The following is a 14,329-nucleotide window of genomic DNA, read 5'->3' as shown; positions in this document are numbered from 1 at the left end:
AATTACTTATCAAACAGTCCACTAGCTGCGACAGTGGTACTTGTCCCACATGCGGTTCTGGTAACATCTCTAACGTGTCTAAGTTAGATGAAGAAGAACTTGCAAAAGACTTGCACGTTGCATTGAATTCTGCTGATGTGAAAAAACTAAAAGAAGAGTTAGAATCTAGAGGATATGAGCAACGTCTTGCTAATGCCACAGGTTTAATTGTAACAAAGGCAGACGGTAATTTATCGGAGGGCGTAATATTACCTTTTAGCAGTCAAGACAACACTCAAGTAGGTATTATTGCAGAAGTGAATACACACAAAGTTGTAAAGGCAGCAGCTGTACTTATATATAGAAACGAGACTAAGTTCCCAGTTTCAGTCGAACAATTATCAATTAATCATGGTAAAGTTACCAACGAGAAAATTGATGTTGCTTCTGTTCTGAACTCTGGCGTTTCTATTCAAGTAACCCAGTGCGATGCCTGTATTACTCTGTACGAATTAGGTTGCGATATCGGATGTGGGCTTGAAATGGCTTTACTCTGCATAATCGCAGGACTTGGGTTGACGTTTATTGGTGGTTTGGCATGTACTGCCATAGCAGCTGCTGTGTGCTATTTCATCAATAATTATGGCTGTTATCCCCAAGCGCCTGATGCATGCGACACAATAGGGTTCTGTTAAAAAAAATATCTCGATATGATGGAAGCAAACGTAGGAAGGCTAAAACTTCATAACCTTCCTACGGTTTTCCCATTCTTGCATAATTCGGTTTGTGATAAGGAACAATTAAATGAAAAAGTACATAGAAATAATATTACACTTTACTGTGGCAATCACCGTAGCTCTGGTAATAGGCTATTTAGATAATAATCTCATAGCGGGAGCTAGAATTGGAATCAGTATCGGCGTAATCTTCGCTATACTACATTATTTCAATAAGATTTAGGTAAAGTATAAACTTAGATAGAAATTAGGGCAATTACAAAATCTTCCATTGGTTTTTGAGGACGGAATTTTGGCTTAACGGAGTGAAATTGGGAGAGATAAAATGAAAACAAGAAGAATATTGATTTCATGCATCCTTATGGTAGTTCTAATACCAACGATAGATGCAAAGCCTGTATTAATTGGATTCAATGATAAAATCGACCAAAACGTAATTAAAGAGCACGGCATAAGCCATTACATACAATATAGTATAATTAATGCTATTTCAACTGATATTCCAGAAAGTGCATCTAAAATATTGAAGAAACACCCAAAAATAAAATATATAGAAAATGATGTAAAGATCCAGATAGCTGGCAAGCCATCGAAGCCAGCACCTTCACAGCCGCTACAGCAAATTACATGGGGTATTGCAAGAGTAAAAGCGCCGAAAACGTGGGATAACTCCACAGGTAACAATGTAAAGATAGCGGTGCTGGATACCGGAATAAGCAGCACCCACCCTGATTTAACAGTATCCGGAGGCATCAATCTTGTTGGAACATCAAGAAACAGCAGATGGAGCGATGATAACGGCCATGGCACTTTGGTATCAGGAATCATTGCAGCCAGAAACAACAGCATCGGTGTAGTTGGTGTTGCCCCGAATGCACAGCTCTTCGCTGTGAAGGTGTTGGATACCTATGGAAACGGCTATATTTCGGATGTTATCGAAGGAATAGACTGGGCAGTTCAGAATAACATGGATATTGTTTCTATGAGTCTTGGAACAAGGACTTATTCTCAAGCGCTTAATGATACAATGGCCAATAGTTATAAAATGGGTATTCTTCTTGTTGCAGCCGCAGGTAACAGTGGAGATGGTAACCTCAGTACAGATGATGTTCTTTATCCTGCAAAATTCGATTCTGTAATTGCGGTATCAGCCATTGATTATAATAACATTGCGTCGGTATGGAGTGCAGGCGGCGCTAAAGTAGAACTGGCTGCGCCAGGTGTAGATATTTACTCCACTTGGATTAATGACGGCTATGCTAATGCAAGCGGCACATCGATGGCTACACCGTTTGTCAGCGGCGTTGCTGCGTTAATCAAGAGTAAAAATATATCTCTTTCATCAAAGGAAATCCGCAATGTATTGGCTTATAATGCTGTTGATTTAGGAGATGCTGGCCAGGATAGAATATATGGGTTTGGATTAGTGCAGGCAGATTAATATTGAATGTGTAAAATGTGTACTAATTTAAAAAACTTTAGCATCGATGTTAAGTATATTTCAATAAGAATAAAACGAAACTTAAAACTTTTCGAAGATATGATTAGGCAGACTTTGAGATTGCTAAAATCTTGTGTAGTTTTGTTTCGCCAATTATAATAAAATTACGATGGAGAAATTTGGATGAAGAACCTAAATAAAATAATATCAATTTTCGCAATCCTCAGTATAGCTCTGCTTGCAGGCTGTGTTGAGATGTCTGCTGATCAGATAGCATCTGAGATGCAGAAAAAATATGAGAGCATAAAAGACTATAAAGGCACACTTGTTCTCAGTATGTCCTTTGATGGCGAGTCAAGAGAATCAGAAATGGATTTCATGTACCAGCTACCTGATAAATCTTGGATGAAAATCACAGAAGGAGAAGGTGCCGAGGATATCGTTGTCTCAAATGGCACAACTATGTGGTTGTATAACTCCACAGCCAACGAAGTAACAATTATGGAGCTTCCCAAGACCGAGATGGATAATCCAAGCCAGGCTGATTATGGAAAGATTATAAAAGACATGCTTAAGCGGAACGATATCAAGATGCCAGGCTCTGAGAAAATAGGAGATAGAGATACTTTTATCCTTGAACTCGTGCCCAAAAACCTGACTAACGCGACTTTCTTTATCAACCAGAAGCTCTGGGTGGATAAGGAAACATGGATGCCCCTGCGCATGGAGACCTTTGATAAAGATGGTAAACTGATGATGACTATGGAATACAGGAATGTTGAATTCAATACAGGCATACCAGATAGTGAGTTCGAGTTCAAGATACCGCAGGGAGCTAAAATAGTCACAAAAGAGATTACACCGCCCAAAGAGACGACTCTGGATGAGGCAAGAGGGGCGGTGAACTTTACAGTGGTGGCGCCAGAATATTTACCGGAAGGTTATATTCTCGATAAGGTAACAGTCTTCAAATTCGGAGAAATTCAAAGCCTCTCGATAAGCTATAAGAACGGTGATGAGATGCTCTCGATTTACGAGGCAAACCAGAGCAGAAATGTACCAAAAGGAAAATTTGAGACCGTAAAAATCAAAGGCATTGAAGCCAGATATATGGAATCGGACTTCAGTAAATCGCTTTCCTGGACATGGAAAGGTACCGAGATTACAATCAGCGGGACAATCAGCAAGGAAGAACTCATTAAGGTGGCGGAGTCTATAAAATGACTTCGTCTGCATTATATTTCCAGAATATCTGACCTTTGATGGTAATATTCAAATAGGCGTCTTCCCCACTCAATTGCCCTCCGGTTAAAACTGAAAAGATCTGTTGTAGTATCATAAGTCACTCCATCTTTCTTATACAGCCCCAGGGAGAGGCACCTATCAGTCACGGTCATGCCGACTTTAATATTTTCATCCGTAACCATCAGCCTGAAGTTTTTTAATTAATCAAACTGTTAATTTTACTCAAATATGGCTCTTCTTTTAATTGCAAAGCAACACTACGACTTATGATAAGCTCCACAGGTATGCCTCCGACTATTCTTTCCCCAATGGCATTGGCATGTCCGGGGCTGATAATAGACGCAATGCCATACACGTATCCCGCTTCTTTAATAATCTTCAAATAGTTTTCATACACATTAAAAATGTTTACGTTGCTGTCACTTATTATCTCGGAGTTAAAGAGGTCGCCAATCCCGTTTAACAGTGTAGCTGGTATTCCTGCCATGTAATGGCTTGTCCAGAAGTAACTGTGACGGTTTATAACTACTAATACCCTGCTAAAATCTGCCATCTTGGAAGCTATAACTTTACCTAAAGGTGTAAGCTGATATTCATGATTTTGTCTCTCCAGAAGATGCATAGACTCTAATTTCCTGATTTTGGGAATTACAGCCTGAGAGGTGCTGCCTGTTATTTCCCTGAGCTTGGAAAGGGTTTTATTGCTCTCAATCAAAGAAAGTAAGATTTCAGTCTGAAGCCTTGACCTATAAATTAGCTGCACTTCCTCCCTTATTTTTTCATAGACCGCAAGAGCGGATACGTCCTCATACTCCATGCTGTCGGTTTACGGCGTTAACTGATGATAAAAATTACTATTAAAAACAACAAACTTTAAACAAACTTTTTACAATGAGTTAGTTTTGAGTTCGTATCAGTTCGTTGTTTCTGATTTCAGGTATCCCTTAATTTCTAAAACAGTTCGTTGAGGTTGAACTTGTACGGGCCTAACGTTCCGCCGTAGTTCCCTGCGCTTATCTTCTTGACACCGGGTATCTTAACAGCAGCTTCAATCCCTGCCTTCATGGATTTGCTTATGGCTTCCACACTCAGGCCATTTATCACTATTTCATAGATCGCGTTCACGTCAGCCGGCACCTTTGTATCTTTTATTTTGGCTTTAAGCGAGGGGCTGAATTTCTCGTTCGTTGTGGCTTTCATGAACTTATAGTTAGTGAAGCCAACTTTTGAGCCGCTTGCGACTATGCCGCCAGGGAAAGGAGTGATCGTTCCTTCAAGCTGTGCTATCGCATCCACTGCGTTCTCAGCCGCAGCCAGCGCAGCCATCTGGTTATCTGCCATTATGAAGAAGTTCCCGCCCGCAATGCCGTCCTGCGCTCCCACGCCGTGCTCGGCAATGAACTCGCCCTGCATCATGGGGATCTTGTACGCCTTCCTGCCTCCGATATTCGCCTCGGACTCAAACCCGTCCCCGAAGAACTTGAGCTTGAACCCCGTATCGAACTGCTTCTCGGCATTGGGGAGACCGTTCCACATCGCCGCTGTCGGCGCCGTCAGGACGCACTGCCCCAGGCGTTTTAAGAGCTGCTCTTCCAGAGCCTTGTAACCGAATGTGCATATCTGTATATACGCGCCGGGTCTTCCGTCCGGAGTCTCGTCACCGTTCACGGCTTTTTCAATGCCTGCCTCGGCAGGGCACATTATGACGGATGTACCGAATCCGGTAGCTTCCTGCGCCGCAACCAGCGCCCATCTCTTGGTCGCTCCGGTGATCAATACCCGCGCTATCTTTATCGGAAAAGCCTCTGCAAACGTATCTTCTACTTCTACTCCGTTAAGTTCCATATATATCCCTCTTTTCCCGTTCTTTTACTGTATTACCTAATATATGCTTCGAAATGTTTCAGCAAAAGTAGAAGGAATAAAATAAAAATAAAAAATACGTTTTTTATTTCGCCATCTCATCTACAGCACGGCATGCAAGCTCCTGCATTCGTACCGATGTTCTTCCGGCTCCTGAGAATTCATCATGCGCCATTATGGATGCAATTTCCTTGCCGAGAACGAAAATGGCGTGTTTGTGTTCAGCTTTGCTGCGGTGCACATGTATGGGACTTATTTGCAGGGACTGGTACTGGGAAAATTCACCCTTCCCTTTATCTTCAAAAAACCTCTTCATCTGCACCATCAGGGTGTGTAGCTGAATCAACTCTTCTTTGTGTATAAAACCGCCTCCTATCACTGCTGGTTACTGCGGGCACAGTAATTCATATTTTGAAACATTTATCCAATACTAAAACAGTTTGCACGGAAGTGCGTGTCCTACCTCCTTAACTTAAATTTTACGATTTAATCATCATGATTCTTCGTGATTATTTTTCCAGTGATATTTACGGGTTCACTATGACTTTCTGGTGTCTAAGACGCGGAAACTCTTTGACATAGACTCCATATGTTCCAGGTTGAGTAAACGTGTAGTTGATGAATTGATAGTTCCATCTTAAAAGGCCGCTTGACTCATTCCATAAATTTTGTTCACTCACTACTGTAAGTTTTTCATCGGGCGTAGCATCATTGATCCACATGACAGTATCCCCGGTATGTATGTTGAGCGTGAGATTATCATATACGAAGGGTGTATAATTGGCTTCGATTACCCGCTTGAAACCATAATCCTGATCCACATAGGACTTGTATAGCAGTGGTTTTCTGGATACCGGAGTAGGTGTGGGTGTGGGGCTCGGAGTAGTCGGAACGACCGTGGGCTGTACCGTCTCTGTGACTGTCGGCGTTGCAGTCGGGGTAGGGGTACCGGCAGGTGGATTAACGCACCCCAGGAAAGCAAATAATAGGATAATTAGAATTATTGAGATTAATTTTATGTTTTTCATACTTACCAGCCTAATGATTCTACTGTTAATAAATAACCTTATCGATTTGTTATTCTGATATTGGTTCAGGAGAGAGGTTTATTATCAATGCATTACATCAAATCTTCATATGCATGACGGCGAAAAAAAAGAAATGAAGTGGATATATGAAATAATCGTGAGCAAAATACCGCCGTTCTCTCTTCTTTCATATCAGTACAGCATCCTGCTGCAATTATTATTTCTCCTCATTCTCGGTATTATCCTGGGGCTCGTTTTTCAGCTGAAAACAATCTCACTGGCATACGGTTCGCTCGGAATCCTGGTAGCAGTGCTGTGGAGCATGTTGATCCTGCAGCTTGGGCCGACGCTTCGAAAATTCAGGGCGCCTTTAAGTAAGGATGAAAATGAATTGCTTGAACGGTATAAAGGAATCCTCTTCCATAAGAACCACTATGAAGCGATCCCCGGGGTTGCCATATTCGTTCCTTTCATGCTCTATCTTTTCCATGACGGCTCAGGTTTGCTGAAATACTGGCTGGGAGAGAATCCGAACATTTTGTTGCTATTTTTTGTCAGTCTTCTTATCTGGGATGTATGCTACAGGATGGGACTCGGGATATGGACATCCATCCTTGCTCTGTGGAGGTCCCTTGAGCTAAAAAAACTTGCCGAAAGAAGGACCGAGCTTGAGCATACTCCATACACCGAGCTCAGGGCACTCCGGAAACTGGATATCAATAACGTCTTCTTCGGATTGATTTCGCTTCTCCTGTTACCACTGATAAAGAGCGACCCTCTTTTTGTCATAATGATATTTGCTTTTATGACCTTTATAACTCTTACCAATGTGATCTCTGCATATCTCATATCAAAGGTGCCGTGGCTTCCGCCTGACATATACAACCTTGTAAAAGAGTCCAGTTTTGCCTATGTGGGAACTTCTCTTAAAGGAGTGACGCATATAACCCCTGTAGTATATGTCTTTGACGGGCAGAGGATGTTTTTTAATACCTCGAAAGAAGCAAAAAAATTGAAAGTAATGAAGAAGAATAATAAAATCGCCTTCCTGATAGATAAAAGGGATATGAGCAATATCTACGAGAACAAGGCGGTTTTATTTACAGGAAAAGTGAAGATATACGGGCTGCTGGATGTTCCGCTCCGGTTAATACAGATGCTGCGGACGCTTCGGCTTTTTATAACGAAATACCCTGAATACACCAGGAAATACTCTACTTCGGAATTGCCCAAAGCCTGGCAGCTGACTCCGATCATTGCCAGGATACTCGTGGAAGTAAAGCCCGCCCGGATCATATACTGGAGAGGGGCAAAACAGATCAGTGTGCCGGTGTGAGCATGAAAATACCCGACGAGATGCTGAACATATTGTACGGGAATTATTTCGGGTATGTCTGCACAAGCGACAGGTTTGATACGCCTCATCTCACCCCGGTGTTCTTCGTATATGACGGTCAGTCCCAGAAAATATTCTTCATCACCAATGAGAAATCAAAGAAGGTCAAGAACATACTGGAGAATCCGAACGTAAGCATCACTATCGACATAAGAGACCCGGTAAACCCGTTCAACAATGAGGGGGTGATGGCTCAGGGAACAGCTTTCATAACTGAGAAAGGGCCAATCTATTTCCTTCCTGAGGAGACGCTGCAGTTGTACCGCGACATATACATGGAATTTAAAGGCAAGTACCAGGCTGTAATAGAGAATAAACCAATGGGAGAGAACGATGTGATCGTACAGATTAACATTGAAAAGATGGTCTACTGGAAGGGCCCCCATTTCAAATCCGTGAAAATAGGCAAAGAGGGTAAAGTAACGATGGTAAAATCAATATGAGCCTGTATAAGTCTAAGAGTACATCGGATTATAGCTTGCCCGCAGCGCCATGGCTATCTGTTCGATAAATACCTCAGGCGGCTGCAGCCCCACTAACGATGTATCCCCGTTGATCACTGTATGAGGGACGCTCATCACGCTGTATTTCTGGGCAAGATACGGGAATTCGGTCATCTCAATGATATCGGAGCGTATGAACTCATTCTCGATAGCTAATTGATGGGCGATCCGCGCCGCCTTTGGGCAGAACGGGCATGTGGGCGATATAAATACCTGTATATGTACGGGTTTAGTTATTTCTGCCAGCTTTTTCTTCACATTATCGGACAGCGATGTCGTGCCCCGGGAAACATCTATGATATCATCCACTATAACAGGTAACTCATAGCCTGCCGGCACGCCATAATACCTGATGTCATAATCGGATTTTCCAGCAATGATAGTAGCAGGTATTTTTTTGATGTTGTATTTTTTCGCCTGCTCTTCATCTTTGACGAGGTCGTAAACTTTTGTACTTATTTTCGGGGATAGTGCCCCTATCTCAAGTAACAGCTCCCGGGCTTCCTTACAGAAATTGCACTCAAATTCCTGTGTGAAAACGACGAGTTCGACATCCCCGGTCAGTTTTTCGAATTGTTTTTTTATGATGTTTTTCTGGGCATCGTTGAGAACCATATCTCACTCAACTGATTTAAGAAGTTTTTCAACTCTCTCAAAAGCCAGTCTCATCTCTTTCAGTTCCGTTAAAATCATGTAGCTCAAATAAACGGATATAAGACCCAGGATAACTACCACTATTATAAGAGTGTATATCGGCCACTCCACAGCCGAACCGAACATGCCGTCCATCATCTGCATAAATTTTCTCCTACTTCACAATCTCTTTGATTTTACTCAATGACAGTATTAATTCAAAATTCTTTGCTTTGTAAAATTTTTTAGTATAAGGTGGCTCCTCGAAATGCCGTATCTCGCTTTCCACCAGCCCTGCATTTTCAAGTTTCTTAAGGTGCAGGTAGAGAAGCGGGCGGGATATCCCTACAATCTTAGCCAGTTCTGAAACGTAACATTCGCCCCCAGCAAGAACTGCCATGATGTTCAGGCTATGCTCGTTTCCAAGCGCATCCAGTATTTCTGCAAGGGATTTCTTATCCACCTTTTCACCGATTCACTAAAAGAAGCTGAATGTATTTAAAATAAAATGGACGGATATTACCTCACATCTCATTTTTATAAAAACGCTGGAAGCTTACTCAACTTCCAGTATTTTTACAAAAGCTCCATGCCAGTTATGGTACCACACAGCGCCTGTGTAGCTGTTTACGCTGAGCATCCCGTAGATTTTGCCGTCTTTTTGCACGTGTACGGTGTAATAGCCGTAGAAAGCATCCTCTTCATCCGCTTTAGCTCCCGGTATTGCTTTATCAAGATACGCCTGGGCATCCTTAAGCGCCTCTTCTCTGGTTACTGTTGTCTGCGCCTGCGTGTTCCAGTTCATGTGTCCGTACTTTGTATTCCACATCATATTCGGACCCATCTCAGGGAATACGGCACCAGTATATCTGTCCACAAGCAGTTCGAAAGCATGTACACCTGTGCTCTTCTCCTCTACTTCTGCATAGAAGTGATTATCGAACTCCATTACTTCTGTAAGCCTCAAGTCAGTATTTCCTGTTGAAGTAAGATAATTATCTACAGCTTCCCTGGCTTTCTCAATGGATATGGGGGTGGCGTTTGCCCCATAGCCGCTGCCGGCATAACCTGCGCCTGCGTCGCAATGACTATTTCCGTTGCCATAGCCCATCATTCCACTTCCTGGTCCATTGCCGCCCATCATTCCACTTCCTGGTCCATTGCCGCCCATCATTCCACTTCCTGGTCCATTGCCGCCCATCATTCCGCCGTAGCCGGCTGTTGTTCCGTTGCCGTAGCCCATCATGCCTCTGTAACCGCCCATCATGTTGTTCCAGATGCCATTTCCGAGATTGTTCATCATGCCTGCATATTGGCCCATCATTCCGTCATAGCCGCCTGTTATTCCGTTGCCATAGCTTCCCATCATCCCGTTACCTTCCCGGTTGCCGCCCATCATGCCGCCCCAGGAATCTCCGCTCCCCGGTCTTGCCACGACGTAGCCTGCTCCAAGTACAGCAAGGATGACTGCTATTGCCACAATTGTTTTCATGTTCATATGTCTCACCTTTTTAGTTTTAGTTTCATGTGTAAGTTTTTCTTACATATGATACTTGGCATTACATAGATATAAAGTTTTCCCAACCAAAAGATAAAGCTATTAAGCCTGTTTAACATCTTATACGCAAAATCCAGTGGATGAAAAATTATGGCATACGATATCATTATTATAGGCGGGGGACCGGCAGGTCTTACCGCAGGAATATATGCAAAGCGCGCGATGTTAAAAACCCTCCTCCTGGAAAGAACCGGGATCGGCGGCCAGATAATAATCACCGACCTGATCGAGAATTACCCGGGTTTCCTTGAGATTTCAGGCGGTGACCTTGCACGGAAGTTCGAAGAGCATGCGCTTAAATTCGGTCTTGAAACAAAGAGCATGGTCGAGGTCATGGGGATAGAGGATAAAGGGAATACAAAGCTTGTGAAGACCACGGAAGGCGATTTCGAGGCAAAAGCCGTGATCATCGCGACGGGCACAACGCCAAGAAGACTGGGCGCCAAAGGGGAGATCAATTTTACAGGCAGGGGAGTATCCTACTGCGCCACCTGCGACGGCTTTTTTTTCAGGGATAAGATCGTGGTAGTCGTGGGAGGGGGAGATTCCGCTATCACCGAAGCCATCTACCTGACCAAGATGGTAAAGAAAGTGTATATCGTCCACCGCAGGGACAAACTCCGCGCCGAGAAAATAAACCAGGAGCATGCTTTTTCCAGCCCGAAGATCAGCTTTATCTGGGATTCCGTGATTGAGGAAATAGCCGGGAAGCAGACTGTCGAGAAAGTGGTTGTCAAGAACATAAAGACAAACGAACTTTCGGAAATAAAAACAGACGGCGTATTCATATACGTGGGCCTGATTCCGAACACAGGCTTTGTGAATGTTGAAAAAGACGAGGGCGGGTTTATAATCCCGTACCCTGGGCAGTCAACATCAATCAAAGGTATTTTCGTGGCAGGCGATTGCAGGGTCACGCCGCTGCGCCAGATAGCCACGGCGGTTGGCGATGGGGCGATAGCTGCGGTATCGGCGGAGAGGTATATTGAAGGGTTGTGCTGATATCATGATCCTAAGCCCAGGGGAATGGTGTGAAGGTCATCTCTGGTCTCCTGGCTGCTATCACGGCTCTGTTGGACGGGGATGGGAAGTAGTTGAGAAATACATTTCTTCACAAAATTGTTCTGTGAGTGAGAAAGGTTTATAGGCAAAAACGATAGCAAGCCATGTACATTTCAAGTACGGGGTTAGGGTATATTGTAGTTACGTATATACCTATATACCCTAATCCTGTTTTTACCGTATTTATAGTAAAAAAACTATAAAAACTATAAAAATATACAATCAATAAAGGGCATTGTCCTAATATAGACCGCATAATTTATTAAGAATAGCATCCATTATTATTTTTGTGATATTTCATGGCTAGACCCCGGAGTAAAACTGATATTACATGCCAGAATCCAAATTGCAAATATTTTTTGAGGGAAGAAGGAAAAGACATACTGAAGCGTGGGAAAAATCGAGCAGGGCATCAACAATACTATTGTAACCACTGTCGTACCTGGTTTGTCGAAACAGCGAATACACCACTTTATCATAAGCACCTATCGAAATCAGAGATCATTGATATTTGCAAGCACTTGGTAGAGAAAAACGGTATTAGATCAATTGAACGGATAACTGGACATCATCGAGATACCATAGGACAGCTTTTAGAAGACCTTGCCTTACATGCTGAGATGGTAAATTCAATTCTTCTTCATGATGTAAAACTTGGACAATTTGAGGTCGATGAAATGTGGACATTCATTAAAAAAAACAAAAGAAGGTTGAGCCAGGAAGCCCAGATGCAGATGTCCAAGGTGATGCCTGGATATTCAATTTCATAACAAGAGGATCTTATTTGATGGTTGCATATGAGGTTGGAAAACAGGGAAGGGAAACGTGTAGAAAATTATTTGAAAATGTTTTTGAGCGAGTAAAGCTGCCTTTTCCTGACAATAAAATCGAAATTTTTTCCGATGGTAATGACGATTACACAAACACCATTCCAGAGTATTATGCTGTAACCTGTGTTGATTATGGACAACTTATAAAAATAAGGGAAGGTGGTAAAATAGTCGATAAAATAAAAGTTATCGTTTATGGAACCCCAAAATATGAAGAAATTGAGACTACTGACATCGAAAATATGAATAGTATCTGTCGTGAACGAATAGGCAGATTAGTTCGTAAGACAAAATGTTTTTCAAAGAAGAAAACGAGACTTATCGATGCAATCGAACTATACCAATTCTATTGGAATTTTATGGATATTTTACACAATAATCAGACACCTGCTATGATCGAGTCTCTCTCAAATCATATTTGGAGCTGGGATAACTTCTTCAATTTTAATTATGCGGTATAAATTAGGACATTGGGCAATAAAGAGTATAAAAACGCGGAAAATTGCAGAAATAGAGGGGTACTGCCTGCATATAAAACCTGAGATTGATCTTAGGATTTATATGCATAATCGTTATCCCTCGCCGAAAGAGAGGACAACACAAGTGCAATGACGGGGATCGCAGAAAAAACGGCTTAAAATCCACTATAAAAACTATGGGAACTATGGATTTATATAGTATGAACTGCACCTTTTAAGCATCAGCTACATAATCATTACATCTTTAGAACCTCGCTGTGTCTATACCTTTTATAAGTTTAAATCATATTTTTCAGATAAACTATAGATTCAGCTTGTAATCCTCTTTAATGTACTGGTATCTAATTGATGGATACTATTGGTACTATGGGGACTATAAGTGCTATATGAACTATGGGAACTATAGGAACTATTAAAGAAGAGCAAACAGAAGACAACATCCCTGCATGTAAGCATGCTCACGCTTGAGATTTCAGAATGTATCCTTGTAAAACAAGGATTGAAACCTCGGTGTTCTGAAGACGATTTTCGTAGATAACTTTGTAATTCAAGAGGCGCATCCATTAAAACAAGGATTGGTAAAGTCCAGAGTTAATCAATCTAAATTCCTGTAGACGAAAAGTTACCACAGAAACTATAAACGTATCTAATTTCTGGCTCGCTTTCGCTTCGGGCTGTGGCTGCCGATATTCAGGTACTCCGCACAGTGTCTCACAATACTACACTACCTTTTCTCTTTGCACAGGAGCAGACCTGTGCGGCGGGATTTTAACCCTGTGGACATATCATATTATTTTTTTCCTTACCTTCAAATGTCCTGTTTGTTTTGCTTTCTTTCTTGTGTTTCGAGACACGCCAGTAGAGTAAAGGAATGGTCTTGCAACCATCCCCTTCTCATCAAACCGTACGAACCATTTTCCAGTATACGGCTTTCATCTGGCATATCCCATAGCAGGAGGCAGATTGTCAAATTGATAAATCCGCCGGATTTGGTTTTCAGCAGTTATTCAACAATCTTCATGAATTTTGCCAGATGGCGTTTCCACCTGCTTTCAGGTGGCTACCTTTCTGGTATTTTACTATCCGTTTGTTGTTATCGTGCTGTTAACCGTATCTCTATCCAGACCAGAACCCCTTCGCTAGGTCATGTTTATCCCTCAATACAGTCGCCCCCTGTATCCATCGATTCAGGTTCTGTATGTCATTGGCATGACCTTCATTGCTACTATGGGTTCATCCGACTTCTCATAATGCATTGCTCTGGCTTTCCCGTAAGGTTATACCTCGGCTACCTGTATCCTCTCAGTTGAATCCAGTAATCCTGAAACGTGTAGGATGTGAATCCAACATCAAGGAGGACATTATGAGACCTCCCTCGGTCACACAAGAAAGCCTTCGCAGCCATCCCTGCCTTATCGCCCCAGTACTCACTATTCTGCTCAACCTTCCACTTAGTGACGGAGTGTCGGCTTATACTAAGGCCACTACAGGTTCACTTGTGTTCAGGGCTGTGGCTACCGATATTAGGGAACTCCGCACAGTACTTCGCAGTACTGCACTTCCCGTTCTCTTTAC

17 protein-coding genes are annotated in these 14,329 nt (G+C 42.5%); 8 read left to right on the top strand and 9 right to left on the bottom strand.

The window, feature by feature from the left end:
• The 3 genes from MNV_RS01225 to MNV_RS01215 all read left to right on the top strand — a co-directional run.
• Window positions 1–674: halocin C8-like domain-containing protein (locus MNV_RS01225; protein ID WP_143311560.1), on the top strand; the 674-nt coding region annotated here is incomplete at its 5' end.
• Between the two features lie 367 nt (window positions 675–1,041).
• The gene (locus MNV_RS01220; RefSeq protein WP_096203561.1) at window positions 1,042–2,157 is read left to right on the top strand and encodes a S8 family peptidase; all 1,116 of its coding nucleotides are present in this window, start codon (window positions 1,042–1,044) and stop codon (window positions 2,155–2,157) included.
• Between the two features lie 183 nt (window positions 2,158–2,340).
• Window positions 2,341–3,381: a DUF4367 domain-containing protein gene (locus tag MNV_RS01215; protein WP_096203560.1), complete on the top strand. Its 1,041-nt coding sequence runs from the start codon at window positions 2,341–2,343 to the stop codon at window positions 3,379–3,381.
• A gap of 11 nt (window positions 3,382–3,392) precedes the next feature.
• Here MNV_RS01215 and MNV_RS20950 read toward each other — a convergent pair whose 3' ends face one another.
• The 5 genes from MNV_RS20950 to MNV_RS01195 form a co-directional block, all read right to left on the bottom strand.
• On the bottom strand, window positions 3,393–3,584 hold the full coding sequence (locus tag MNV_RS20950) for a transcriptional regulator FilR1 domain-containing protein (RefSeq protein ID WP_306453610.1): 192 nt from the start codon (window positions 3,582–3,584) through the stop codon (window positions 3,393–3,395).
• 14 nt (window positions 3,585–3,598) lie between these two features.
• Window positions 3,599–4,219 carry a helix-turn-helix transcriptional regulator gene (locus tag MNV_RS01210; RefSeq protein ID WP_306453609.1) on the bottom strand — a complete coding sequence of 207 codons (621 nt, stop codon included), beginning with the start codon at window positions 4,217–4,219 and terminating at the stop codon, window positions 3,599–3,601.
• A gap of 134 nt (window positions 4,220–4,353) precedes the next feature.
• On the bottom strand, window positions 4,354–5,247 hold the full coding sequence (gene fhcD / locus MNV_RS01205) for a formylmethanofuran--tetrahydromethanopterin N-formyltransferase (protein ID WP_096203559.1): 894 nt from the start codon (window positions 5,245–5,247) through the stop codon (window positions 4,354–4,356).
• Window positions 5,248–5,350: 103 nt separating this feature from the next.
• Window positions 5,351–5,626 carry a UPF0058 family protein gene (locus MNV_RS01200; RefSeq protein ID WP_096203566.1) on the bottom strand — a complete coding sequence of 92 codons (276 nt, stop codon included), beginning with the start codon at window positions 5,624–5,626 and terminating at the stop codon, window positions 5,351–5,353.
• 166 nt (window positions 5,627–5,792) lie between these two features.
• Window positions 5,793–6,293 (bottom strand): cupredoxin domain-containing protein, encoded by a 501-nt coding sequence (locus MNV_RS01195; RefSeq protein WP_096203558.1) that lies wholly within the window; start codon window positions 6,291–6,293, stop codon window positions 5,793–5,795.
• A gap of 109 nt (window positions 6,294–6,402) precedes the next feature.
• On the opposite strand from MNV_RS01195, the gene MNV_RS01190 reads away from it, so the two are divergent.
• Both MNV_RS01190 and MNV_RS01185 read left to right on the top strand, forming a co-directional pair.
• On the top strand, window positions 6,403–7,629 hold the full coding sequence (locus MNV_RS01190; RefSeq protein ID WP_096203557.1) for a pyridoxamine 5'-phosphate oxidase family protein: 1,227 nt from the start codon (window positions 6,403–6,405) through the stop codon (window positions 7,627–7,629).
• Between the two features lie 2 nt (window positions 7,630–7,631).
• Complete coding sequence (locus MNV_RS01185; RefSeq protein ID WP_096203556.1) at window positions 7,632–8,132, top strand: pyridoxamine 5'-phosphate oxidase family protein; 501 nt, start codon at window positions 7,632–7,634, stop codon at window positions 8,130–8,132.
• A gap of 12 nt (window positions 8,133–8,144) precedes the next feature.
• On the opposite strand, the gene pdo is transcribed toward MNV_RS01185, so the two are convergent.
• From pdo to MNV_RS01165, 4 genes are all read right to left on the bottom strand, one after another.
• Window positions 8,145–8,807, bottom strand: coding sequence for a protein disulfide oxidoreductase (gene pdo, locus MNV_RS01180; protein ID WP_096203555.1), 663 nt, complete (start codon window positions 8,805–8,807; stop codon window positions 8,145–8,147).
• A 3-nt stretch (window positions 8,808–8,810) separates the two neighbouring features.
• Window positions 8,811–8,990: a hypothetical protein gene (locus tag MNV_RS01175; RefSeq protein WP_096203554.1), complete on the bottom strand. Its 180-nt coding sequence runs from the start codon at window positions 8,988–8,990 to the stop codon at window positions 8,811–8,813.
• Between the two features lie 10 nt (window positions 8,991–9,000).
• Window positions 9,001–9,288 carry an ArsR/SmtB family transcription factor gene (locus MNV_RS01170; protein ID WP_218837845.1) on the bottom strand — a complete coding sequence of 96 codons (288 nt, stop codon included), beginning with the start codon at window positions 9,286–9,288 and terminating at the stop codon, window positions 9,001–9,003.
• Between the two features lie 93 nt (window positions 9,289–9,381).
• Window positions 9,382–10,323, bottom strand: a complete 942-nt coding sequence (locus MNV_RS01165) for a PepSY domain-containing protein (protein ID WP_218837844.1) — start codon at window positions 10,321–10,323, stop codon at window positions 9,382–9,384.
• Window positions 10,324–10,473: 150 nt separating this feature from the next.
• Here MNV_RS01165 and trxB point away from each other — a divergent pair, with 150 nt between their 5' ends.
• The 3 genes from trxB to MNV_RS01150 all read left to right on the top strand — a co-directional run bounded on the left by trxB (window position 10,474) and on the right by MNV_RS01150 (window position 12,736).
• Window positions 10,474–11,385, top strand: coding sequence for a thioredoxin-disulfide reductase (trxB, locus tag MNV_RS01160; RefSeq protein WP_096203552.1), 912 nt, complete (start codon window positions 10,474–10,476; stop codon window positions 11,383–11,385).
• A gap of 581 nt (window positions 11,386–11,966) precedes the next feature.
• Window positions 11,967–12,215 (top strand): hypothetical protein, encoded by a 249-nt coding sequence (locus tag MNV_RS18865; RefSeq protein ID WP_143311558.1) that lies wholly within the window; start codon window positions 11,967–11,969, stop codon window positions 12,213–12,215.
• A 17-nt stretch (window positions 12,216–12,232) separates the two neighbouring features.
• A complete protein-coding gene (locus tag MNV_RS01150; protein ID WP_143311556.1) occupies window positions 12,233–12,736 on the top strand; it encodes an IS1 family transposase in 504 nt (167 codons plus the stop codon).
• Window positions 12,737–14,329: the final 1,593 nt, after the last annotated feature.

This window comes from Candidatus Methanoperedens nitratireducens (assembly GCF_900196725.1).
In the GTDB taxonomy this organism is placed as follows: domain Archaea; phylum Halobacteriota; class Methanosarcinia; order Methanosarcinales; family Methanoperedenaceae; genus Methanoperedens; species Methanoperedens nitroreducens_A.
Note: the sequence above shows the minus strand (reverse complement) of the source record. Positions and strands in the feature narration are given on the sequence as shown.